At 72.2% G+C, this 21,830-nt stretch carries 19 protein-coding genes and 1 pseudogene; 11 read left to right on the top strand and 9 right to left on the bottom strand.

What is annotated here, in order from left to right; genetic code table 11:
• A pseudogene (locus ABD297_RS23700) lies at nucleotides 1–119 on the top strand (IS30 family transposase); the annotation flags it as partial.
• A gap of 67 nt (nucleotides 120–186) precedes the next feature.
• Here ABD297_RS23700 and ABD297_RS07640 read toward each other — a convergent pair.
• The 9 genes from ABD297_RS07640 to ABD297_RS07680 form a co-directional block, all read right to left on the bottom strand.
• Entirely contained in the window at nucleotides 187–1,734 is a 1,548-nt protein-coding gene (locus ABD297_RS07640; protein ID WP_344254260.1) for an MFS transporter, read from the bottom strand.
• A 59-nt stretch (nucleotides 1,735–1,793) separates the two neighbouring features.
• Entirely contained in the window at nucleotides 1,794–2,459 is a 666-nt protein-coding gene (locus ABD297_RS07645; protein WP_344254261.1) for a TetR/AcrR family transcriptional regulator, read from the bottom strand.
• An 85-nt stretch (nucleotides 2,460–2,544) separates the two neighbouring features.
• On the bottom strand, nucleotides 2,545–3,084 hold the full coding sequence (locus ABD297_RS07650; protein WP_344254469.1) for a hypothetical protein: 540 nt from the start codon (nucleotides 3,082–3,084) through the stop codon (nucleotides 2,545–2,547).
• An 11-nt stretch (nucleotides 3,085–3,095) separates the two neighbouring features.
• Entirely contained in the window at nucleotides 3,096–4,409 is a 1,314-nt protein-coding gene (locus tag ABD297_RS07655; protein ID WP_344254262.1) for a DUF58 domain-containing protein, read from the bottom strand.
• A 6-nt stretch (nucleotides 4,410–4,415) separates the two neighbouring features.
• Nucleotides 4,416–5,408, bottom strand: a complete 993-nt coding sequence (locus ABD297_RS07660; protein WP_344254263.1) for an AAA family ATPase — start codon at nucleotides 5,406–5,408, stop codon at nucleotides 4,416–4,418.
• A gap of 3 nt (nucleotides 5,409–5,411) precedes the next feature.
• A complete protein-coding gene (locus ABD297_RS07665; protein ID WP_344254264.1) occupies nucleotides 5,412–6,041 on the bottom strand; it encodes a hypothetical protein in 630 nt (209 codons plus the stop codon).
• Nucleotides 6,038–6,817 carry a DUF4129 domain-containing protein gene (locus ABD297_RS07670; protein WP_344254265.1) on the bottom strand — a complete coding sequence of 260 codons (780 nt, stop codon included), beginning with the start codon at nucleotides 6,815–6,817 and terminating at the stop codon, nucleotides 6,038–6,040. The genes ABD297_RS07665 and ABD297_RS07670 overlap by 4 nt, the downstream gene beginning before the upstream one ends.
• A 112-nt stretch (nucleotides 6,818–6,929) precedes the next feature.
• The gene (gene valS / locus ABD297_RS07675) at nucleotides 6,930–9,596 is read right to left on the bottom strand and encodes a valine--tRNA ligase (RefSeq protein ID WP_344254266.1); all 2,667 of its coding nucleotides are present in this window, start codon (nucleotides 9,594–9,596) and stop codon (nucleotides 6,930–6,932) included.
• The gene (locus ABD297_RS07680; RefSeq protein ID WP_344254267.1) at nucleotides 9,593–9,778 is read right to left on the bottom strand and encodes a hypothetical protein; all 186 of its coding nucleotides are present in this window, start codon (nucleotides 9,776–9,778) and stop codon (nucleotides 9,593–9,595) included. The genes valS and ABD297_RS07680 overlap by 4 nt, the downstream gene beginning before the upstream one ends.
• A 156-nt stretch (nucleotides 9,779–9,934) precedes the next feature.
• Here ABD297_RS07680 and ABD297_RS07685 point away from each other — a divergent pair, with 156 nt between their 5' ends.
• From ABD297_RS07685 to ABD297_RS07730, 10 genes are all read left to right on the top strand, one after another.
• Nucleotides 9,935–10,708: a lysophospholipid acyltransferase family protein gene (locus ABD297_RS07685; RefSeq protein WP_344254268.1), complete on the top strand. Its 774-nt coding sequence runs from the start codon at nucleotides 9,935–9,937 to the stop codon at nucleotides 10,706–10,708.
• 36 nt (nucleotides 10,709–10,744) lie between these two features.
• Nucleotides 10,745–11,518: a TIGR03936 family radical SAM-associated protein gene (locus ABD297_RS07690; protein ID WP_344254270.1), complete on the top strand. Its 774-nt coding sequence runs from the start codon at nucleotides 10,745–10,747 to the stop codon at nucleotides 11,516–11,518.
• A 209-nt stretch (nucleotides 11,519–11,727) separates the two neighbouring features.
• Complete coding sequence (locus ABD297_RS07695) at nucleotides 11,728–15,021, top strand: Rne/Rng family ribonuclease (RefSeq protein ID WP_344254272.1); 3,294 nt, start codon at nucleotides 11,728–11,730, stop codon at nucleotides 15,019–15,021.
• A 125-nt stretch (nucleotides 15,022–15,146) separates the two neighbouring features.
• Nucleotides 15,147–15,455 carry a 50S ribosomal protein L21 gene (gene rplU / locus ABD297_RS07700; protein WP_028785644.1) on the top strand — a complete coding sequence of 103 codons (309 nt, stop codon included), beginning with the start codon at nucleotides 15,147–15,149 and terminating at the stop codon, nucleotides 15,453–15,455.
• Nucleotides 15,456–15,494: 39 nt separating this feature from the next.
• Nucleotides 15,495–15,764 carry a 50S ribosomal protein L27 gene (gene rpmA / locus ABD297_RS07705; protein WP_344254274.1) on the top strand — a complete coding sequence of 90 codons (270 nt, stop codon included), beginning with the start codon at nucleotides 15,495–15,497 and terminating at the stop codon, nucleotides 15,762–15,764.
• 140 nt (nucleotides 15,765–15,904) lie between these two features.
• Nucleotides 15,905–17,437, top strand: a complete 1,533-nt coding sequence (obgE, locus tag ABD297_RS07710; RefSeq protein ID WP_344254275.1) for a GTPase ObgE — start codon at nucleotides 15,905–15,907, stop codon at nucleotides 17,435–17,437.
• A gap of 114 nt (nucleotides 17,438–17,551) precedes the next feature.
• Nucleotides 17,552–18,676, top strand: coding sequence for a sensor histidine kinase (locus ABD297_RS07715; RefSeq protein WP_344254276.1), 1,125 nt, complete (start codon nucleotides 17,552–17,554; stop codon nucleotides 18,674–18,676).
• On the top strand, nucleotides 18,673–19,479 hold the full coding sequence (locus ABD297_RS07720) for a LytR/AlgR family response regulator transcription factor (protein ID WP_344254277.1): 807 nt from the start codon (nucleotides 18,673–18,675) through the stop codon (nucleotides 19,477–19,479). The genes ABD297_RS07715 and ABD297_RS07720 overlap by 4 nt, the downstream gene beginning before the upstream one ends.
• A gap of 116 nt (nucleotides 19,480–19,595) precedes the next feature.
• Nucleotides 19,596–19,946 carry a hypothetical protein gene (locus ABD297_RS07725; protein ID WP_344254278.1) on the top strand — a complete coding sequence of 117 codons (351 nt, stop codon included), beginning with the start codon at nucleotides 19,596–19,598 and terminating at the stop codon, nucleotides 19,944–19,946.
• Nucleotides 19,947–19,963: 17 nt separating this feature from the next.
• Nucleotides 19,964–21,571: a sodium/solute symporter gene (locus ABD297_RS07730; protein WP_344254280.1), complete on the top strand. Its 1,608-nt coding sequence runs from the start codon at nucleotides 19,964–19,966 to the stop codon at nucleotides 21,569–21,571.
• Nucleotides 21,572–21,830: the final 259 nt, after the last annotated feature.

Here is a 21,830-nt window from a genome sequence, read left to right on the forward strand (position 1 = left end):
ATAGCCAAGCCGACCTCGACGAGGTCGCCCGCGAGCTCAACGGGCGCCCCCGTGAAACCCTGAACTGGAGAAACCCCGCCGAAGCCCTCAACCACCACCTCGTTGCAACAGCTCTTTGAAACCGCCCTGCACGGAGGCCACAAACTCTGGCCTCTCGACGGTGGGGTTGCGGCGGGTCAGCCCCTGTCAGCCCATGTGGGCCGGAGCGGCTCCGTCGGTGGCGAGCTCCTGGTGGCGCACGTGCAGCGCCACGAGGGTCACGATGCCGCCGACCGCGATCATGATCGCGGCGACGAGGTAGGCCCGGCTCGCACCGTAGGTGAACGCCTCGTCGGCGATCATCTTCTGCGCGGCGGCCAGCTGCTCCTTGGACGGAGCCGGACCGCCCTGCGGGAGCTTGGCGCTCAGCTCGGCGACCTTGCTGTTGAGGTTGTTGACGAAGATCGTGCTCAGGGTCGCGAGACCGAGGGTGCCACCGACCTGCTGCATCGTGTTGAGCACCGCGGAGGCGACCGAGGAGTCCTCGTGCGCCACGCCGTGCACGGCGGTCAGGGTGAGCGGGACGAAGATCAGGCCGAGCCCGAACGCGAGGACGACGATCCACGGGAGAAGGCCGGAGGCATACGTGCTCTGCGGCGTCAGGTGCGTGAAGCCCCACATGCCGAGCGTCGCGAAGCCGGCGCCGGCGCCGGAGATCCAGCGGGGGTCGACCTTGGCGATGAGGAAGGACGCGACCTGCGCCGCGACGACGATGCCGACCGAGAACGGCAGGAACGCGAGGCCGGTCTTGAGCGGCGAGTAGCCGAGGATCGTCTGGATGTAGATCCCGAGGAAGTAGAACATCGCGAACATGCCGGCGCCGACGATGAGCATGACGAAGTACGACGTACCGCGGGTGCGGTCACCCGGGATGCGCATCGGCAGGAGCGGGTGCGCGACCCGGGTCTCGATGACGACGAAGGCGACGAGCAGGGCCACGCCGACGGCGAGGTAGGTGATCGTCGTCGCGTCGCCCCACGAGGTGCTGGCGGCGTGCGTCAGGCCGTAGACGAGCGAGGACAGCCCGGCGATCGAGGTGATGGCCCCGGGCACGTCGAGCGAGCCGCGCCCGTCCTCGGACTCGGTGAGGATGCGCTGCGCGAGGAAGGCGACGACGATGCCGATGGGCAGGTTGATGAAGAAGTTCCAGCGCCAGTCGATCTCGGTCAGGGCACCACCGAGGATGAGGCCGATGGCTGCGCCGGCGCCCGACATGGCGGCGAAGACGCCCATGGCGCGGTTGCGCTCCTTGCCGGCCGGGAAGGTCGTCGTGATGAGGGCCAGCGCGTTGGGCGCGGCGAGGGCGCCGCCGAGACCCTGCACGGCGCGGGCGGCGAGCATCATCGTCTCGTTCTGGGCGATGCCGGCGACGAGCGAGGCGATGGTGAAGAGCACGATGCCCCACACGAACATCCGGCGCCGACCGTAGAGGTCGCCGAGGCGGCCGCCGAGCAGCAGCACGCCACCGAAGGCGAGCGTGTAGATGGTGATGACCCACTGGAGGTTGGCCTGGCTGAAGCCGAGGTCGGTCTCGATGTGGGGGAGCGCGATGTTCACGATGGTGCCGTCGAGCACGATCATGAGCTGCGCGGCGCAGATGACGAAGAGCGCCAGGCCGAGCCGCTTGGGCGGGGTGTCGTGGGAGGTGAACTCGCCGGTTGGCTCGTCCACCTGCGGCGCCGTGGTCGACGACATGGGTGTTCCTCTCGAAGGCATGCGGGAATGGTGGTGTGGACGCCTGGTCGCGGTCCGGCTCAGCGGGTGCTGGGCGCGGCGGCGAGGGTGGCGGCGCAGGCCGGCAGGACGACGTTGTCCACGAACTCGGCGATGCGGTCCGGCCCGGGTCGTCGTCCCGAGAGCAGCGCCTCGTGGATCGACAGGGACGGCAGGATCATCAGCAGGGTGTCGAGGTCGGCGTCGTCGCCGATCTCACCGCGCTGTCGGGCGTGCTCGAAGATGGTGCGGGTGGCCTCGATCTTCGGGGCCAGGAACCGCTCGTGGATGCCGCGGGCCAGCTCGGGCTCGCGGTGGATGACGGGGAGCAGCGCCCCCCACGTGCCGACGACGACCTCGTCGTCGAGGCCTCCGTCCGCGCAGGCCTGGGCGAGCAGGTCACCGCGCAGCGTGCCGGTGTCGGGGTCCTGCTCGGCGGGGCAGTCGATGAACAGACCGACCGCGTCGATGACGAGGTCGCGCTTGTGCGGCCAACGTCGGTAGAGCGTCGCCTTGGAGGCACGGGCCGTCGTGGCGACGGCGTCGAACGTGAGCCGGTCGTAGCCGAGCTCGCGCAGGACGTCGATGGCGGCCTCGAGGATCTCGACCTCGCGGTCACCGGCGACGCGCGGACGGCTCGCGTGTGCCGTGTCCGTCGCGTCCGTCGCGTCCGTCGTGCTGGCGCTGCCGGCGCTCGTCGTACCCATGCTCACCCCGTCCCCCCGGATAGAACGAAACTGTTTCGTTTCATCGACAGCGTAAGTCGGCCGCGCCGGAATGGCAAACGTGCCCTCAGCCCCGCTCCACGGGCGGGCTCGTGCGCACGACCCACAGGCCCACGGCGACGCCGCCCAGACCGATGACGTATGCCGCGGGCACCAGTCCCGGGGGACGCCCCGCGAGCAGCCCGGCGAGCACGGCGACGGGCACGGCGGCGGCGAAGGCCACGGCGGTGTGGCGTGCCCAGCGCCGCGCCGTCCGGACGGTCAGCGAGCCGGCGGGAGGCGACGAGGCCGACAGCGCGGTCGCCGCGTGCGCGACGATGCATCCCGCGGCCGCCGGCAGGGACCACCACGAGAAGCTGCCGGCGGGGGTCAGGGTGAACCAGCCCACGAGCAGGAGGGCCCAGTAGGTGAGGGGAGCCGCGGACCCCGCCCACCCCATGGTCAGCAGCGGCAGCAGGACGAGCGCCCACCAGACGGCGTCGAAGCCGCCGGACGCGAACGACAGGCTGGCGAGGTAGACGGCGACGCCGCCCATCGCCGCCGCGGTCGCGCCGAGCTGGCTCAGGGACCACTCGGACCCGGTGCCGAAGTGCACCGTGCGACGCATGGTCGGCACGGTCACCGCCTCGCCATCCGCGGAGCGGCCGCCCGGCGGGCGATGTCGCGCAGCACCTGGTCGGGCGACCCGGGACCCCGCCAGGGCACGACAGGCACCCCGCGCTGGCGCAGGGCGTGGATCTCCGCGTCGCGCGAGAGCAGGCGCATGCGCCACGCCAGGGCGAGGTAGACGCTCGTCGGGTCGGCGACGAGGTGGTCGGGGAAGGTGTCGACGACGACCACCGTCATCCCCCGCGCGGCGAGGGTGTGCGCCAGGGCCACCATCGTCGGGTCGATGAGCGGTGACAGCACGAGGCAGAGGGCGTTCGGGTCGACCCCGCGGATGGCGCGGTCGCCAGCGTCACGACGCTCCGTGGCCGGCGAGATCGCCGCGAGCGTGTCGAGCACGCGGCGCAGGTGGTTGGTGCCGGAGCCGACGCCGAGGGTCGGGACCTCGGCCGCGCCGACGGTGCGCAGGGTCAGCCGGTCGTTGCTGCGCAGGAAGTGCTCGCTGATGGCGCCCGCCGCCCGCACCGTGACGTCGAGGCTCGTCGGGCGCCCGTCGATGCCCTCCCTGGGTCCGACGTCGCTGAAGCAGTCGACGAGGAGGAAGACGTGGGCGTCCTCGTCGGTGAAGGTCGAGGTGACGTGCAGGGTGCCGGTGCGCATCGAGACGGGCCAGTGGATGCGGCGCAGCCGGTCGCCCGGGTGGAAGCGGCGGATCGTGTTGAACTCGGAGCCGGACCCCGGCCGGTTGGAGCGGTTGAGGCCGACGATGCCGCGCGGGTGGGGAGTGGGTGCGCTCGTGTCGAAGGCGGCCGGGACGGGCAGGGTGGCGCAGTCGAGGTCGGGGAGGTCGACCGGACCCGCCCGGAAGGCTCCCCATGTGCTGACGAGCGCGATGCTGACCGTGCCGATCCTGCGCCGTCCCCAGCGCGTGGAGCGCACCCCGAGGACGGCCGCGCCGTCCTCGAGCTCGGCGATCCCGCTCGAGGGCTTGCGCTCGACCCACGGCGCCTGGGCGAGCGTGGCGATCCCGTGCACGTCGGGCAGGGGTGGGTCGATGCTGACGCGCAGGCCGGTCACGGCGCCCTCGCGCATCGTCGTGTCGCCGAGGCGAGCGGTGCCGGTCACGTCCACGCGAGGTCGAGCCAGGTGGCCCCAGAGCGCCGCGACGACGAGCGGCGCGACGATGACGAGCAGGTCGGGACGCCGCCCGACGACCGCGACGATGGCGCCCGCGCCGGCGAGGACGATGGCTCGTTCGTGGGCAGCGGTCGTCTCCCATCCGGTCAGTCGACGGGTCACGGCCTTGTGCGGGCGCCACGCCGGCATGTCGACTCAGACGTCCGCGGTCGGCCCGGGCGCGAGGTGCTCGCGCGCCGACGGGGTGGCGACGGTCCGGAGCAGGCTCTCGACGATGCTGTGTCCCGAGGCGTTGCTCATCCACAGCTCCGGCTTGACCGTGATGCGGTGCGCCAGGACGGGCACCGCGACCGCCTTGACGTCCTCGGGGGTCACGTAGTCGCGGCCGTCGACGACGGCATACGCCCGGGCGCACAGCAGCAGACCGAGCGCGCCGCGCGGCGAGGCGCCCATGAGGACGTCGGCGTGGGTGCGGCTCGCCGCCGCCAGGGCCACGCAGTAGCGGCCGACCGACTCGTCGACGACGGTCGCCTCGACGGCCGCCTGCATCGCGAGCAGCTGCTCGGCGTCGACGACGGGCTCGAGCTCCTGCTCCTCGCGCCGGCGGGCCATCCGGTTGGACAGGATCTCCCACTCCTCGTCGAGCGTCGGGTAGCCGAACGAGATGCGCATGAGGAAACGGTCGAGCTGGGCCTCGGGAAGCGGGTAGGTCCCTTCGTACTCGACGGGGTTCGCGGTCGCGAGGACGTGGAAGGGCCGGGGCAGCTGGAAGGTGCGGCCCTCGACGGTGACCTGCTTCTCCTGCATCGCCTCGAGCAGCGCCGCCTGCGTCTTGGGCGGGGTGCGGTTGATCTCGTCGGCGAGCAGCAGCCCGGCGAAGAGCGGGCCCGCCCGGAACTCGAACTCGCTCGTGCGCTGGTCGTAGACGAACGACCCGGTGATGTCGCCGGGCAGCAGGTCCGGGGTGAACTGGGCCCGCCGGAAGTCGAGCCCGAGGGTCTGCGCGAAGCTGCGCGCGGCGAGGGTCTTGCCGAGCCCGGGGAAGTCCTCCAGGAGGACGTGCCCGCCGGCGAGGATGCCCGACAGGACGAGCCGCAGCGCCTCGCGCTTGCCGACGACCGCGCGGTCGACCTCGTCGAGGACGGCGCTGCTCAGCTGACTGACCCGGGCCAGGTTCATCTCGGTCATGCGTTACCACTGCTCGATTCGTCGGAGGATGGGGTCGAGGCGCTGCGGGCGGTAGAGGTCTGGCGGGGGGAGCCCGACGAGCAGGTCCCACAGCTCGGGTGGCGTCGCGCCCTCAGCCCAGCGGGGCTCGTCCTCGGCCACGATGCCGTGCTTGGCGTAGAGGCGCTCGCGGATGAGCACCTGCAGCTGGCGGTGGACGTCGTGCACGACGGTCTCGCGGCCCTCACGCCGGGTGTCGGCTGCCTCGAGGCGTGCCGCGAGGTTGGCGACGCGGAAGTCGTTGCCGCGCGAGTGGTTGCCGAACTCCCCGTCGACGAGGGGCCAGACGGTCAGGTGCATCGGTGCCGTGTGGTCGATGAGGTGCCACACGAGGAGGGCGACCGCGACGAGGATGGCGAGCAGCACCGGCACGTCCGGCTCGAGGCCGAGCACGGCGGTCAGCGCCGAGAGCGCGACCCACGTCAGCAGGAGCAGGACCAGACGTCGTCGCCAGGGTCGCAGGGCGGCCGCCACCGCGCGCAGGGAGGTCGGTCTGCGGCGCCGAGCGCCCTTCGGCAGCGCCGAGACTGCCTTCGCGCGCTCCGGGGCCTCACGTCGGGTCCGTGCGGGTGTGTCGTCGGGCCGGCTGCTCATGGCCGTTCCCTGCGACGGGTCGACGAGGGGCCTTGTGTGCCAGGCGTGCCCACCTGCCCGGCGACCAGCGCCCCGGCTCGTTCGGCCGCCTGCCGGGTCGCCACCCTCTCGAGGTCGGCGATGAGCGTCCGGAGGTCGGAGATGGCGCGGTCGCGGTGGCTCTCGTCGAGCGGGTGCACCGAGAAGCGGGCCTCACGGTAGAGCGCGGCGAGGTCGCCGAGCCGCTCCGCGTCCACCGGCCAGACGCCGATGACGCGCTGGGTGTACTCGCTGGAGGTCTCGGCCGCCAGCCGCGGCAGTCCTGTGGCGGCAGCCGACGTCTCGAGGCCGAGCCACGCCGCGACGATGGCGTTGCGCGGCTCGCCGGACTCGAGGTCGAGCAGGCGCTGGCGGGCCTCCTCGAGCAGCTCGGCCGGCACGAGCGGGATGGCGAAGTCGGGCTCGACGTGCAGCTCGAGGTGGGGCCGTCGCCCCAGGAGCGAGCGGATGAAGAAGCCCAGCACCACGAGCAGGGCGATGATCGTCAGGACGACGAGGATCTGGACGAGGGTGATGAGCACCGGGGACGGGTCGAAGGGCTCGCTGTTCGTGTTGGCCGCCGCGGCCGGGGTCGCGGACGCCGGCGGGGTCGAGGTCAGGGTCGGCCGTCGCGTGACCGTCTGGGTGTCGGCGGGCCGCGACAGCACCGCCATCGGTGCGCCGATGGCCGCCACGACCAGGGCGACCATGACGACGACGCCACCGGCGATGGCGATCCGCAGCCCCCGTCCCGACATGCGAGAGACCTTATGCCAGCCGGGGGCCCGTGGGTCCGGTAGCGGGCGGATCGTTGCCGTCCCGAGAGGTCGGGACGGCAACGAGAGACGTCAGGCCGATCGCGACGGTCGGTCAGGCCTGGCTGGGCTGCTTCTCGACGGGCACGAGCTCGGCGTCACGGACGGCGACGGTCTCGCCCTCGGCATACGTCATCTCGCTGATGCGGCCGCTGGCGCGCAGGTCGGCCTCGGCCGCCTGCACGTGCGCGACCGACGCCGCGGGGGCGACGAGCGTCATGGTGCGCACCTCGGCCCGCATGCCGACCTTGGCCTCGGACTTGACCTTGCGCACGCCGGCGAGGGCCGCACCGACCGACGGGAGCAGCATGGCGTCACCACCGGCGGGCAGCTCGTCGCGCGTCGGCCAGGACTGGCGGTGCACCGAGCCCTCACCGAACCACGACCAGACCTCCTCGGTCGCGTAGGGGATGAACGGCGCGAGCAGGCGCAGCAGTGTCTCGAGCGCCAGACGCAGGGCGGCACGGGCGCTGGCCGCGGCCTCGTCGCCCTGGCCGCCGTAGGCGCGGTCCTTGACGAGCTCGAGGTAGTCGTCGCAGAAGGTCCAGAAGAAGGTCTCGGTGGCCTCGAGCGAGCGGGTGTAGTCCCAGCTCTCGAAGCCCTGCGTCGCCTTGTCGACGACGTCGGCGAGCGCGGCGAGCATCGACAGGTCGAGGGGGTGCGTGACGGCAGCCCGCAGGTCGCCGTCGACGTCACCGAAGCCCAGCGCGAACTTGCTCGCGTTGAGCACCTTGATCGCCAGGCGGCGCCCGACCTTCATCTGGCCGGTGTCGTAGGCGGCGTCGGTGCCGAGGCGTCCGGAGGCGGCCCAGTAGCGCACGGCGTCGGCGCCGTTGGACTTCACGACGTCCTCGGGCGTCTCGGCGTTGCCCTTGGACTTGCTCATCTTCTTGCGGTCCGGGTCGAGGATCCAGCCGCTGATCGCCGCGTGCTTCCACGGCGCGACGCCGTGCTCGAGGTAGGAGCGGGTCACCGTGGCGAAGAGCCACGTGCGGATGATGTCGTGCGCCTGCGGCCGCATGTCGTAGGGGAAGAGCGAGGCGAAGAGCGCCTCGTCGGAGCCGAGACGGTCGCCCTCGGCCGCGCCCTCGCGCACCGGCCAGCCGGCCGCGATCTGCGGCGTCAGCGACGACGTCGCCCACGTGTCCATGATGTCAGGGTCGGCGACGAAGCCTCCGGGCACGCCGCGCTGGCTCTCCTCGTAACCCTCCGGCACGTCGATCTGCGGGTCGACGGGCAGCGCCGACTCCGGGGCGACGATCGGGTGGGCGTGGTCGGTCTCGCCATCGGCGGTGACGGGGTACCACACGGGGAAGGGCACGCCGAAGAAGCGCTGGCGCGAGATGAGCCAGTCGCCGTTGAGGCCCTCGACCCAGTTCTTGTAGCGCGAGCGCATGAAGGCCGGGTGGAAGTCGACCTCGTCGCCCATGCCGACGAGCTTGCCGCGCAGCGCCTCGTCCCGGCCGCCGTTGCGGATGTACCACTGGCGCGAGGTAACGATCTCGAGGGGCTTGTCGCCCTTCTCGTAGAAGTTGGCCTTGCGCTGGGTCTTCTGCGGCTCGCCCTCGAGGTCGCCGGACTCGCGCAGGGCTGCGACCACGGCCTCACGGGCGCTGAACGTCGTCTTCGTCGCGAGCGACCCGGCATACAGCTCCTCGCCGGGGCCACCGACGAGCCACTCGGGCGTCTCGGCCTGGAGGCGGCCGTTGCGGGTGATGAGCGAGCGGATCGGCAGCTGCAGCTCACGCCACCAGATGACGTCGGTGAGGTCGCCGAAGGTGCAGCACATGGCGATGCCGGCGCCCTTGTCCATCTCGGCCGCGTGGTGCGCGAGCACGGGCACCTCGACGCCGAACAGGGGCGAGGTCACGGTCGTGCCGAAGAGCGGCTGGTAGCGCTCGTCGTCGGGGTGGGCGATGAGCGCGACGACCGACGGGATGAGCTCGGGACGCGTCGTCTCGATGTGGACGGGCTCGCCACCCGCACGGTGGAACGCGACCCGGTGGTAGGCGCCGGGGTAGTCGCGCGCCTCGAGCTCGGCCTGCGCGACCGCGGTCTGGAACGTCACGTCCCACAGGCCGGGGGCCTCGCTCTGGTAGGCCTCGCCGCGCGCGAGGTTGCGCAGGAACGCCTGCTGGGCGACGGCACGCGAGCGCTCGTCGATGGTGCGGTAGGAGATGTCCCAGTCGAGGCTGAAGCCGAGGCGGCGGAAGAGCGACTCGAAGGTCACCTCGTCCTTGACCGTCAGCACGTCGCACAGCTCGATGAAGTTCTTGCGGCTGATCGGGCGCTGGTCGGCCGGCTTGATGGCCTTGCCCTTGGCGTCGACGCCCTCCTCGAAGGGCGGCGTGAAGCCCTCCTCGTAGGGCAGGCTCGCGTCGCCGCGCACGCCGTAGTAGTTCTGCACCCGGCGCTCGGTCGGCAGGCCGTTGTCGTCCCAGCCGATGGGGTAGAAGACCTCGAGGCCCTGCATGCGCTTGTAGCGGGCCATGCAGTCGGTGTGCGTGTAGCTGAAGACGTGGCCCACGTGCAGGCTGCCGCTCGCCGTCGGCGGCGGGGTGTCGATGGCGAAGACCTGCTCACGGGGGAGGGAGAGTGCCTTCTCGCGGTCGAAGGAGTAGGTGCCCTGCTCGGCCCATGCCTGCATCCACTTCTCCTCGAGCCCGTCGAGCGAGGGCCGCTCGGGGATCCGCGAGGTCGTGGTGGCAGGCGTGTCAGTCATGCGCCCAATCCTTCCATGAGCGCCGGGGTGCCCTCGACCGCGTTCCCGGCCGCGTGCCGTGCCGCAGATCCCGTATGCCGTGTCGCCGGGGTGTCCATGAGCTCGAAGGAGAAGAGCGGGCCGGCGGCGTCGGCGGTCGCGAGGTCCGCGCGGAAGCCCAGGGCCTGGATCCGCGGGCCCACCCGGCATACGCCAGATGCGGCAGTCCCGCCGAGCCCGTGCTGTGCGTGGCGTACGTCACTGCGACGGTCGTGCTCACGGTCATCCCCTGTTCGCCGGCACCCCTGGTTGCCGGCATCGGCGTGCCGAAGCGTAGGCACGCAGGGCAGAGTGTCCCCATGGAGCCCGTCTACTCGTCCGTCATCGGTTTCGCCCGTGGGGTGTTCGCGATGCAGGGACTGAAGTTCACCATCCTCGGCGACGACAACGTGCCACGCACCGGGGGAGCGGTGATGACGATCAACCACACCGGCTACATGGACTTCGCGTACGCCGGGCTCGCCGCGAACCCGTCCGGGCGCCTCGTGCGCTTCATGGCCAAGGACGGCGTCTTCTCCCACCCCGTCAGCGGCCCGCTCATGCGGGGGATGCACCACATCCCCGTCGACCGCACCGCCGGCGCCACGTCGTATGCCGCGGCCGTGGCGGCGCTCCGGGCCGGTGAGATCGTCGGCGTCTTCCCCGAGGCGACGATCTCGCGCTCCTTCGAGCTCAAGGACTTCAAGACCGGTGCGGCGCGCATGGCGATCGAGGCGGGGGTCCCCGTCCTGCCGACCGTCATCTGGGGATCCCAGCGGGTCTGGACCAAGGGCCACCCCAAGCGTCTCGGCCGCACCAACGTCCCGATCCTCATCAACGTGGGGGAGCCGATCCCCGTCGCGCCCGACGCCGACCCCGTCGCCGTGACGGAGCAGTACAAGGCCGTCATGGCCGAGCTGCTGGCCGTCGCCCGGGCCGCCTACGAGCCGCTCACCGGGCCCGACCTGAAGTTCCTCCCGGCCAGCATGGGCGGCACCGCACCGACCCTCGCCGAGGCGACCCGCCTCGACGACGCGGAGACCGCTGAGCGGCAGCGCCGCGCGGACGAGCAGCGCGGGTTCCCGACCGACTGAACGGTGCACCGGCCGGTCGCCGGTAGCCTTCCGGGCATGGCTCGTCAGGCACGTCAGCGCGTCCCCGAGGGTCCGGCCCCGGACCCCGCGGTCCAGAAGCTCCGGATCCGCTACACGAAGCGGGGCCGGCTGAGGTTCACCTCCAGCCGGGACTTCCAGCGCGCGCTCGAGCGGGCGCTGCGTCGCGCCGACGTGCCGATGGCGTTCTCCGCCGGCTTCCACCCGCACCAGAAGATCAGCTACGCCAACGCGGCGGCCACCGGCACCGGCAGCGAGGCGGAGTACTTCGAGATCTCGGTGACCCAGCGCGTCGATCCCGACTCGGTCCGGGTCGCCCTGGACGAGGCGCTGCCCCGGGGGATCGACATCCTCCAGGTCGTCGAGGCCGCACCCGGGGCGCTCGCCGACCGCCTCGAGGCGAGCGACTGGCTCCTCGAGTTCGCCGGCCTGCCGCTCGAGGTCCTCGAGGCTGCCGTGGGCGCCCTGCTCGAGCGCGACACGGCCGAGGTGACCCGCCTGACGAAGTCGGGCCCGCGCACCTTCGACGTGCGCGGCTCGATCGTCTCCGCTCGCGTGCTGGCGCCCCGCGACGCGCTCGACGACACGGTCACGACTCACGAAGTCGGGGCCGACTGTGCGATACTGCGCATGGTCGTACGGCACACCACACCGGCTGTACGCCCCGACGACATTCTGACCGCGCTGCGTGAGATCGCCGACCTGCAGCCTCCGCGTCCACCCCTGGTGACGCGTCTGGCGCAGGGACCGCTCGACACCGCAAACGTGCGGGTGACCGACCCGCTGGAATGACCTGCCAGGTCATGACGGCGAACCGGTTGCCGACCAGGACGTCGACGGCATTCGATCACGGGGCCGCGCCCAGCGCGAACCGTTTTCGGATGTAGCGAGACGACTTCCGTCCCGTCGCACACGCGGCGCGACGACTGCAACCGCACTCGTGCGGTGACGGCGGCTCCGGCCGGGTGTGGGTCGCACCGCACCTGACGGGAGACTGCCTGATGGCACCCAACGACACCCCCTCCGGCGACGACGCGACCCTGTTCCCGGCCAAGCACGACCACGGCGGCAACGGACAGCAGGACACCTTCTCCCCGCAGGACGCCCCGACGGCCGAGGCCCCGGCGCCGCGCCGACGCGCGCCGCGCCGCAGCACCAAGAAGGCGACGACGATCGAGCCCAGCCCCGCTGCCGAGGCGGACGCGGCTGCCGCTGCGGCGCCCACGGACGAGGCGGGCGCATCCGCCGTCGGCACCACCGAGACCGGTGCGACCGGCGAGAGCTCGCAGGCCACCCAGCCCGCCGACGCCGTCGACGCCGTCGACGCAAGCGAGCCCGACGTCGCGACCGAGACCAAGCGTCCGGCGCGCAAGCGAGCCACCCGCAAGAAGGCCGACGGGGGCGATGCCGCCGCGGCGCCCAGGACCGCCAAGCGTGCCTCGCGCACCAAGGCCGACCGCGCCACCGCCGCCGTCGAGGAGCTCGTCGCGGGCGTCCAGGCCGAGGCTCCGACGTCCGTCGAGCCCGCGGCCACGCCGGCTGCCGAGGCTCCGACGGACGGCGACGAGGTCCTCGACCCTACCGCCCTCATCGACACCGACGCGTTCGACGAGACCGAGAGCACCGACGACCTGCCCGTGCTCGGCGCCGGCGACGCGGACTCCCGCCCGTCGGCCGTGGTCCCCAGCTTCAGCGTGCTGTTCCAGGCGCCCGACGCCAGCCAGGCGACGCCCACGCGCCGTCGCCGGGGCGCGGCCCAGGCCGAGACTCCCGAGCCGGTGGACGAGCCGGTCGAGGAGCAGCTCGACGAGGTCCAGGACCACGAGCCGGAGACCGGCGACGAGGGCCGGGCCGACGAGCAGTCCGACGAGGACAACGGTCCCCGCCGGTCCCGTCGCCGCCGCGGCGGCAAGGGCCGCCGTGGGCGCACCACCGACGAGGACGAGACGCAGGACCAGCCGTCCGACGCCGGCGACTCCCGCCGCTCGGGCGACGCGCGTGCTGCATCCGCCGACGACAGCGACGACGCCGACCACGAGGCCGAGGGCGACACCGAGGCCGAGGGCGACACGGACGACGAGGGCGTGTCGAGCCGTCGTCGCCGCCGTCGGCGCCGCGCGGGCTCGGCAGCCGACGCGGGTGACGACACCCCCAACGTCTCGACGCGGGTGCGCCAGCCGCGCAGCCAGAGCGACGAGCCGGTGGCCGTCAAGGGCTCCACGCGTCTCGAGGCCAAGAAGCAGCGCCGCCGCGAGGGCCGCGAGGCCGGCCGTCGCCGCACGATCATCACCGAGGCCGAGTTCCTCGCCCGCCGTGAGGCTGTCGACCGGGTCATGGTCGTGCGCAACAAGGACGGGCGCACCCAGATGGGTGTCCTCGAGGACGGCGTCCTCGTCGAGCACTACATCGACCAGGCGACCAACGTCTCCATGGCCGGCAACATCTACCTCGGCCGGGTCCAGAACGTCCTGCCCTCGATGGAGGCCGCCTTCGTCGACATCGGCAAGGGCCGCAACGCCGTGCTCTACGCCGGCGAGGTCAACTGGGACGCCGCGGGCCTCGAGGCCAACCAGCCCAAGCGCATCGAGAACGCCCTCGGCTCCGGCCAGACCGTGCTCGTCCAGGTCACCAAGGACCCCATCGGCCACAAGGGTGCGCGCCTCACCTCGCAGATCTCGCTGCCCGGCCGCTACCTCGTCTACGTGCCGAACAGCTCGATGACCGGCATCAGCCGCAAGCTGCCCGACACCGAGCGCGCCCGCCTCAAGAAGATCCTGCGCGACGTCGTGCCGGACTCCGCCGGCGTCATCGTCCGCACCGCGGCCGAGGGCGCGAGCGAGGAGGAGCTGCGCGCCGACGTCGAGCGCCTGACCCGCACGTGGGAGGACATCCAGGCCAAGGCCGAGGCCGCCTCGACCCCGCGTGCCGGCAAGAGCAAGGGCAAGAAGAAGAACGGCGCTGCTGGTTCCGTCACCGGCGGGCAGGCCCCGATGCTCCTGCACGGCGAGCCCGACCTGACCGTCCGCGTCATCCGCGACGTCTTCAACGAGGACTTCAAGCAGCTCGTCGTCGCCGGCGACCAGGCGTGGAACGAGATCCACCCCTACATCAGCTCCGTCGCGCCCGACCTCGCCGACCGCGTCAGCAAGTGGACGGCCGAGGAGGACCTCTTCACCCACCACCGCGTCGACGAGCAGCTCTCCAAGGCGATGGACCGCAAGGTGTGGCTGCCCTCGGGCGGCTCCCTCGTCATCGATCGCACCGAGGCGATGACCGTCGTCGACGTCAACACCGGCAAGTTCGTCGGCTCGGGAGGCAACCTCGAGGAGACGGTGACGAAGAACAACATCGAGGCGGCCGAGGAGATCGTGCGCCAGCTGCGACTGCGCGACATCGGCGGCATCATCGTCATCGACTTCATCGACATGGTCCTCGAGAGCAACCGCGAGCTCGTCGTGCGTCGACTGCTCGAGTGCCTCGGTCGCGACCGGACCAAGCACCAGGTCGCCGAGGTCACCTCGCTCGGCCTCGTCCAGATGACCCGCAAGCGGGTCGGCTCCGGCCTCATCGAGGTCTTCTCCGAGACCTGCGACCACTGCAACGGCCGCGGCTTCATCATCCACACCGACCCCGTCGACAAGGGCGCCCACTCGCACGAGCAGGGCCAGCCCGACAACGGCGGCAGCACCGGCAGCCGCCGCCGCGGTCGCGGCCAGGGTGCCGCCCAGGGCTCCGGCCAGGGGGGCAGCAACCAGAACGGCAACGGCCAGAACGGCAACGGCCAGTCGGGTCAGTCGGGCTCGCAGGGTCAGCAGGCCGCCCACGCGGAGTCCAAGAGCGGTGGCCCCACCGCCGCCCAGATCGCGGCGGCCGCCCACGCGGCTGCCCTCAAGAGCGCCTCGGGCCAGCCCGCCGGCGAGGCGGCGGCCGAGGCCATCGCCGAGGTGAGCGCCGAGGTGGCCGCCGGCCACGCGTTCCCCCAGGACGACGGTCCGTGGTCCGGTGACGACGCCCACGCCGTCGACCCCGCCGACGACCAGGCCACCCAGGGTGGCACGCACGTCGAGCTGGAGTCGGACGTCAGCGACGCCGCCGAGGCCCGCCCCGATGCCCAGACCGATGCCCAGACCGAGGCCCAGGCCGACGCGCAGGCCGACGCACACACCGACACCCGGACCGAGGAGCGCCCGGAGCCCGAGGTCCAGGCCCCGCCGGCCGCACGCGGTCGACGCCGTCGCGGACGGGTCGTCGCTCCGGCGGGTCCGCCGCGGGGAGCGGGCGACGGCGCCAGCTGACCTCGGTTTGGAGCTGGGCCTTCCCAGCCGGTAATCTTTGTCCTTGGTGCGCCCACCGGGCCCGTGTTGACGGGCCGGTGCCGAAAGCGGCGATACCAACCCTTGATGAGAGAGTGAGTTTCACTGTGTACGCGATTGTTCGCGCTGGCGGTCGCCAGGAGAAGGTGTCGGTGGGCGATGTCCTGCTCGTCGACAAGGTGACGGGTCAGCCCGGCGATGCCATCGAGCTCACGCCGCTGCTCCTCGTGGACGGGACCACGGTCACGTCCGACGCCGACAAGCTGTCGAAGGTGTCGGTCAAGGCCGAGGTCGTCAAGGCCGCCAAGGGCCCCAAGATCGTCATCATGAAGTACAAGAACAAGACCGGCTACCGCAAGCGTCAGGGCCACCGTCAGCCGCTGACCCAGGTCAAGATCACCGCCATCAACGCGTGATCCGCCCGGAACCCAGAGACTCACGAGAGAAGGACTGACATGGCACACAAGAAGGGTGCGTCCTCGACCCGCAACGGTCGCGACTCGAACGCACAGTTCCTCGGCGTCAAGCGTTTCGGTGGCCAGAAGGTCAACGCGGGCGAGATCCTCGTCCGTCAGCGCGGCACGCACTTCCACCCGGGTGAGGGTGTGGGTCGCGGTGGCGACGACACGCTGTTCGCCCTCGTCGCCGGCGCCGTCAAGTTCGGCACCAAGCGCGGCCGCAAGACGGTCAACATCGAGCAGCCGGAGCCGGCTGCCGCTGAGTGATCGCCTCGATCACGCACTGAGCTTTTTCCGGAAGGGCGGGCCCGCGTGGCCCGTCCTTCCGTTTTTCTTTCCCGGGCGACCCGACCTATGCGATCTTGCGTATGCCGTCCGCCCACCCTGATCTGGAAGAGTGACCTCCCATGGCAGTGACCTTCGTCGACCGCGTGGTGCTGCACCTCAGCGCCGGGGCGGGCGGGCACGGTGTCGCCTCCGTCAAGCGCGAGAAGTTCAAGCCGCTCGGCGGCCCCGACGGCGGCAACGGCGGCCGGGGAGGCTCGGTCATCCTGCGCGTCGACCCGTCCTCGACGACGCTGCTCGACTACCACCGCCACCCGCACCGCAAGGCCGGCAACGGCGCGCCCGGTGCCGGTGACGAGCGCAACGGAGCCGACGGCGACGACCTCGTGCTGGCCGTGCCCGAGGGCACCGTCGTCAAGGACGCGTCCGGCCAGATCATCGTCGACCTCGTCGGCATGGGCACCGAGCACGTCATCGCCGCCGGCGGCCGGGGCGGCCTGGGCAACAAGGCGCTGTCCAGCGCCCGCCGCAAGGCACCCGGCTTCGCCCTGCTCGGTGAGCCCGGCGAGGACGTCGACGTCGTCCTCGAGCTGAAGTCGCTCGCCGACGTGGCCCTCATCGGCTTCCCGAGCGCCGGCAAGTCCTCGCTCGTCTCGGTGCTCTCTGCCGCCAAGCCCAAGATCGCCGACTACCCCTTCACGACGCTCGTGCCCAACCTCGGGGTCGTCACCGCGGGCTCCAGCCGCTTCACCGTCGCCGACGTCCCGGGCCTCATCCCCGGCGCGCACGAGGGCAAGGGCCTGGGCCTGGAGTTCCTGCGCCACGTCGAGCGCTGCTCGGTGCTCGTCCATGTCATCGACTGTGCGACGCTCGAGCCGGGGCGTGACCCGATGAGCGACCTCGACGTCATCGAGAACGAGCTCTCGCTCTACGTGCCCGACGCCGACCTCGGCGGCCGCCCGCTGTCCGAGCGCACCCGCATCGTCGTGCTCAACAAGGCCGACGTGCCCGAGGCTCGCGAGCTCGCCGAGATGGTCAAGCCCGACCTCGAGGCCCGCGGCATCGAGGTGTTCATCGTCTCGGCCGTGGCGCACGAGGGCCTGCGCGAGCTGGGCTTCGCGATGGCCCGCCACGTCGACGCCGCCCGCAAGGAGATCGGCGAGGCCGTGCCCAAGCGGGTCGTGCTGCGACCGCGGTCGGTCGACGACCAGGGCTTCACGGTGACCAAGGAGGACGGCCCCGACGGCGTCTTCTTCCGCGTCACCGGGGCCCGTCCCGTGCGCTGGGTGCGCCAGACCGACTTCAGCAACGACGAGGCCGTCGGCTACCTCGCGGACCGGCTCGGCCGGCTCGGGGTCGAGGACGAGCTCTACAAGGTCGGCGCGGTCGCCGGCGACACCGTCGTCATCGGTGCCACCGACGACGCCGTCGTCTTCGACTGGGAGCCCACGCTGCAGGCCGGCGCCGAGCTGCTCGGCTCGCGCGGCACCGACCTGCGCCTGTCCGAGTCGGCGCGTCCGACCCGTGACGAGAAGCGCGAGGCGCAGAAGGACCGCTACGCGGCCCGTGCCGCAACGCAGGAGGAGCTCGACGCGGAGCGTCGGTCCGGCCTGTGGCACGTCGCGGCCGACGAGGACGACGACCAGAGGGCCTGACCCCCTCCGCCTCACAATCAGCCGATTCGATGTAGGTGCGCGGCCCCAGGACCGCGCACGTACATCGAACGGAACAGGCGCGTCGGGCGTCAGCGGGCCGCATACAGTGTCGCCATGAGCTCGTGGGGCGCGCTGCTGCGTCGCGGTCACCTCGGCACCGAGGCCGACCGCGCCACCTACCGCACCCTGCACACGGCCCTGCTGGCCTCGCCGCCGCTGCGCATGGGACTGACCCCAGCGGCCGCCGAGCGCTCGCTCAAGCACCTGCGCTCGCTCCTCGGGGCGACCGCTGTGGCGATGACCGACACCAACGGGCTGCTCGCGTGGGACGGCGGCCGGTCGCACCACGCCCCGCAGACCGCCGTGATCTCGGCGGGCACGCTCGCGCACGGTCGCACGACCGTCGTGGACGGCGCGGACGTGGCCTGCGCCGAGCCGTCCTGCGTCGTGCGCCAGGCGATCGTGGCCCCGCTCGACGTCGACGAGAAGGTCATCGGGACGCTGCAGGTCTTCACCGACCGCGCCTCGGCCGGCCTCGTCCGGGCCACGAACGAGGTGGCCGGCTGGGTGTCGGGGCAGCTCGAGCTCGCCGAGCTCGACGCCTCGCGCACCCGCCTCATGGAGGCCGAGGTCCGGGCGCTCCGGGCGCAGATCAGCCCGCACTTCATCTACAACTCGCTGACGGCGATCGCGTCCTTCACCCGGACCGACCCCGAGCGGGCGCGCGAGCTGCTGCTCGACCTCGCCGAGTTCACCCGCTACTCCTTCCGCCGGCACGGCGAGTTCACGACGCTCGCCGAGGAGCTGCGCTCCATCGAGGCCTACCTCGTCATCGAGAAGGCGCGCTTCGGCGACCGGCTCACCGTGACCGTGCGGGTGGCGCCGGAGGTGCTGCCGGTCGTCGTGCCGTTCCTGTGCCTGCAGCCGCTCGTCGAGAACGCCGTCCAGCACGGCATCGAGGGCCGGGAGGGGAGCGGGGAGATCAGCATCCTGGCCCAGGACGCGGACCACGAGTGCGTGGTCACGATCGAGGACAACGGGGTGGGTGAGGACCCGGAGCGGGTGCGGCGGGTGCTGGCCGGCGACCCGGGCAGCGACTCCGTGGGGCTCGCCAACGTCGACGAGCGCCTGCGCACCGCTTTCGGCGACGACTACGGCCTCGTCGTCGAGACCGCTCCCGGCGCCGGCACCAAGGTCGTGGTCCGGCTCCCGAAGTTCCGACCGGGGGTGCACGTGTGACCGGACCTGCCAGCACCACCGAGGCCCACGGCGACGCTCCGTCCTCGCCCGAGGCGGCGCCGCTGCTCAAGGTGCTCGCCGTCGACGACGAGGCGCCAGCCCTCGACGAGCTGGCCTGGATGCTCGGCCGGCACGAGTGCGTGCGCCAGGTCGTGCCGGCCGGCTCGGGCGAGGCCGCGCTGCGCGTGCTGCACGAGGAGCAGGTCGACGCGATCTTCATGGACGTGCAGATGCCCGGCCTCAGCGGGCTCGACCTCGCGCGAGTGCTGTCGCGCTTCACCACGCAGCCGCCGATCGTCTTCGTCACCGCGCACGAGCAGCACGCCGTCGACGCCTTCGAGCTCAACGTCGTCGACTACGTGCTGAAGCCGGTGCGCGACGAGCGGCTCGACCAGGCCGTGCGGCGGGTGGTGCGGCAGGTCAGTGGCCGGGAGCCCGCCGCGGCGTCCGCCGACGAGAGCATCGTCGTCGAGCTGGCCGGAGTGAGCCGGCTCGTGCCGCGCTCCGAGGTGCTCTTCGTCGAGGCCCAGGGCGACTACGCCCGCCTGCACACCGCCACCGAGAGCCACCTCGTCCGCGTCCCGCTCACGACGCTCGCCGACCAGTGGCGCGAGGCGGGCTTCGTGCGGATCCACCGCTCCTCCCTCGTCGCGCTCGGTCACATCAGCGAGTGGCGCACCGAGGGCGGACGCACGACCGTCGTCGTCGGGGGCCACGAGCTCGTCGTGAGCCGCAGGCACACCCGCGCGCTCCGCGACCTGCTCGTCCGCCGCGCCCAGCCGCTCGGACGCGCCGGCTCATGACCGTCCCCGAGGCGCCCGACCCCGGTCCCGACCCACGCGGGCGTATGCCGTCCGCCGACCCGCGAGGCAGGGGGGACCGTGCGCGGACGGCGGGGGAGACAGGCTCGCGCGCGAGGGTGCGCGTCACGAGCCCGCGCACCTCCGCTGCCCGGACCCGCAGCGTCTCCATCGCGTCCGAGATCGACGAGCAGACGCGACTGGGCGAGGTCTACATCTCCTCCCTGATGCGCAGCCAGCTCCGCCTGGCACTGACGGTCCTGCTCGTCCTCGCCGCGACGCTCGGCCTGCTGCCCCTCGTCCTCACGGCCGTCCCCGGGATCTCGGACATCGACGTCGTCGGGGTGCCGCTGCCCTGGGTGCTGCTCACCGTCGTCGCGTTCGCGGAGATCATCGCCCTGGGATGGTTCTACGTGCGCCAGTCCGAGCGCAACGAGGACGACTTCAGCGACCTCCTCGAGGGCCGGTGAGCGGCGGTGCGTGACCGGTGAGCAACGCCGCGAGCATCGTCGCCGTCGTCATGGTCTCGATCGCGTCCCTCGCCGTCGGCGCGTTCGGGCTGCGGCTCTCCAGGACCATGAGCGACTTCTACGTCGCGTCCCGCGGCGTGAGCCCGGTGCTCAACGCGTCGGCGATCAGCGGGGAGTACCTCTCTGCCGCCTCGTTCCTCGGCGTGGCCGGTCTCATCCTGGCGCGCGGCGTGGACATGCTGTGGCTCCCCGTCGGGTGGACCGCGGGCTACCTGCTGCTGCTCGTCTTCGTCGCCGCGCCGCTGCGCCGGTCGGGCGCCTACACCCTGCCCGACTTCGCCCAGCTGCGGCTCGAGTCGGTCGTGGCGCGCCGGGCCTCGAGCCTGCTCGTCGTCGCCATCGGGCTGCTCTACCTCATCCCGCAGTTCCAGGGCGCGGGCCTGACGCTGCGCACCCTGACCGGTGCCCCGTCCTGGGTCGGCCAGCTCGCCGTGGCCGTCGTCGTCTGCCTCAACGTGCTGCCCGGCGGCATGCGCAGCGTCACCCTCGTGCAGGCGTTCCACTACTGGCTCAAGCTGCTCGCCCTGCTGACGCCGCTCTTCTTCCTGCTCGGGGCGCTCGGCAGTCGCAGCGGCGGCCCCGGCGCCGGAGCCGTCCTCGTCTCCGACTGGGTGGAGCCGTTGCGTGGCGACCACGCCCTCTACCTGACCTACTCGCTCGTGCTCGCGACGTTCTTCGGCACGATGGGCCTGCCCCACGTCGTCGTCCGCTTCTACACCAACCGCGACGGCCGGGCCGCCCGGCGGGCCACGCTCGCGGTGCTCGTGCTGCTCTCCGGCTTCTACCTGCTGCCCGTCCTCTACGGCGTCATCGGCCGCTACGTCGCCTTCGACCTCGTCGCCGCGGGACGCGCCGACTCGGTCGTGCTCGAGCTGCCGAGCCGGCTCTTCGACGGACCGGTCGCCGAAGGGCTCACGGCGCTGCTCGCCGCCGGTGCCTTCGCAGCGTTCCTGTCGACCTCAACCGGTCTCGTCGTGTCGGTCGCCGGAGTCGTCAGCCAGGACCTCGTGCGCTGGGGAGCCGGCCACCGCCCGGGGCACCGCCAGGGGATCCGGACCTTCCGGCTCTCGACCGTCCTCGTCGTGACCGTCTCGCTCGCCCTCACGGTCGTCTCGGCGGGGGTCCCCGTCGCCCACGCCGTCGAGCTGACCTTCGCCGTGGCCGCGTCGACGTTCGGCCCGATGCTCCTGCTCGGCATCTGGTGGCGCGGCCTCACGGCCCGCGGAGCCATCGCCGGCATGGTCGTGGGTGGTGGGCTGTCCATGGGCGCCGTCGTGTCGACGACGTTCGGCATCGCGACCGGAGGCTGGTTCGGCGTCGTCATGACCCAGCCGGCAGCGGTGAGCGTGCCCCTGGCCTTCACGACGATGGTCCTCGTGTCGCTCGCCACCCGAGCCAGCGCGCCGGAGCACCTCGCCCAGACGATGGTGCGGCTGCACGCGCCGGAGCACATCGACCTCAACCGCGGCTCGTTCCACCCCGAGCGGTGGGACCGGCGTCAGTCCCCGACGCCCCCGACGCCCCCGGCGACCTCGGCACCGGGCGGCGGGGACGTGACCCCTTAGGGCCGGAAGGTCACGGACGGCGGCTCGCGGCACACGGCATACGCCGGCGGTGACCCGACCGTTCGTCGCTCGAGGTCGACCGCTCGTCGCGACTGAGCCCGCGCACGGCGAGCGGTCGGCGCCACTGGGCGATGCCGCACGTCCTGCGCCTGCCCCGACGCCGCGGCGACTCCTACCTTTGCTCTCGCCGGCCGTGTGGCCGGCAGCGCGGAGCGACAGGGGCGTCGACTCACCACCGCACGGGCGGGGGAGCGTCGAC

This window comes from Terrabacter carboxydivorans, from assembly GCF_039532035.1.
In the GTDB taxonomy this organism is placed as follows: domain Bacteria; phylum Actinomycetota; class Actinomycetes; order Actinomycetales; family Dermatophilaceae; genus Terrabacter; species Terrabacter carboxydivorans.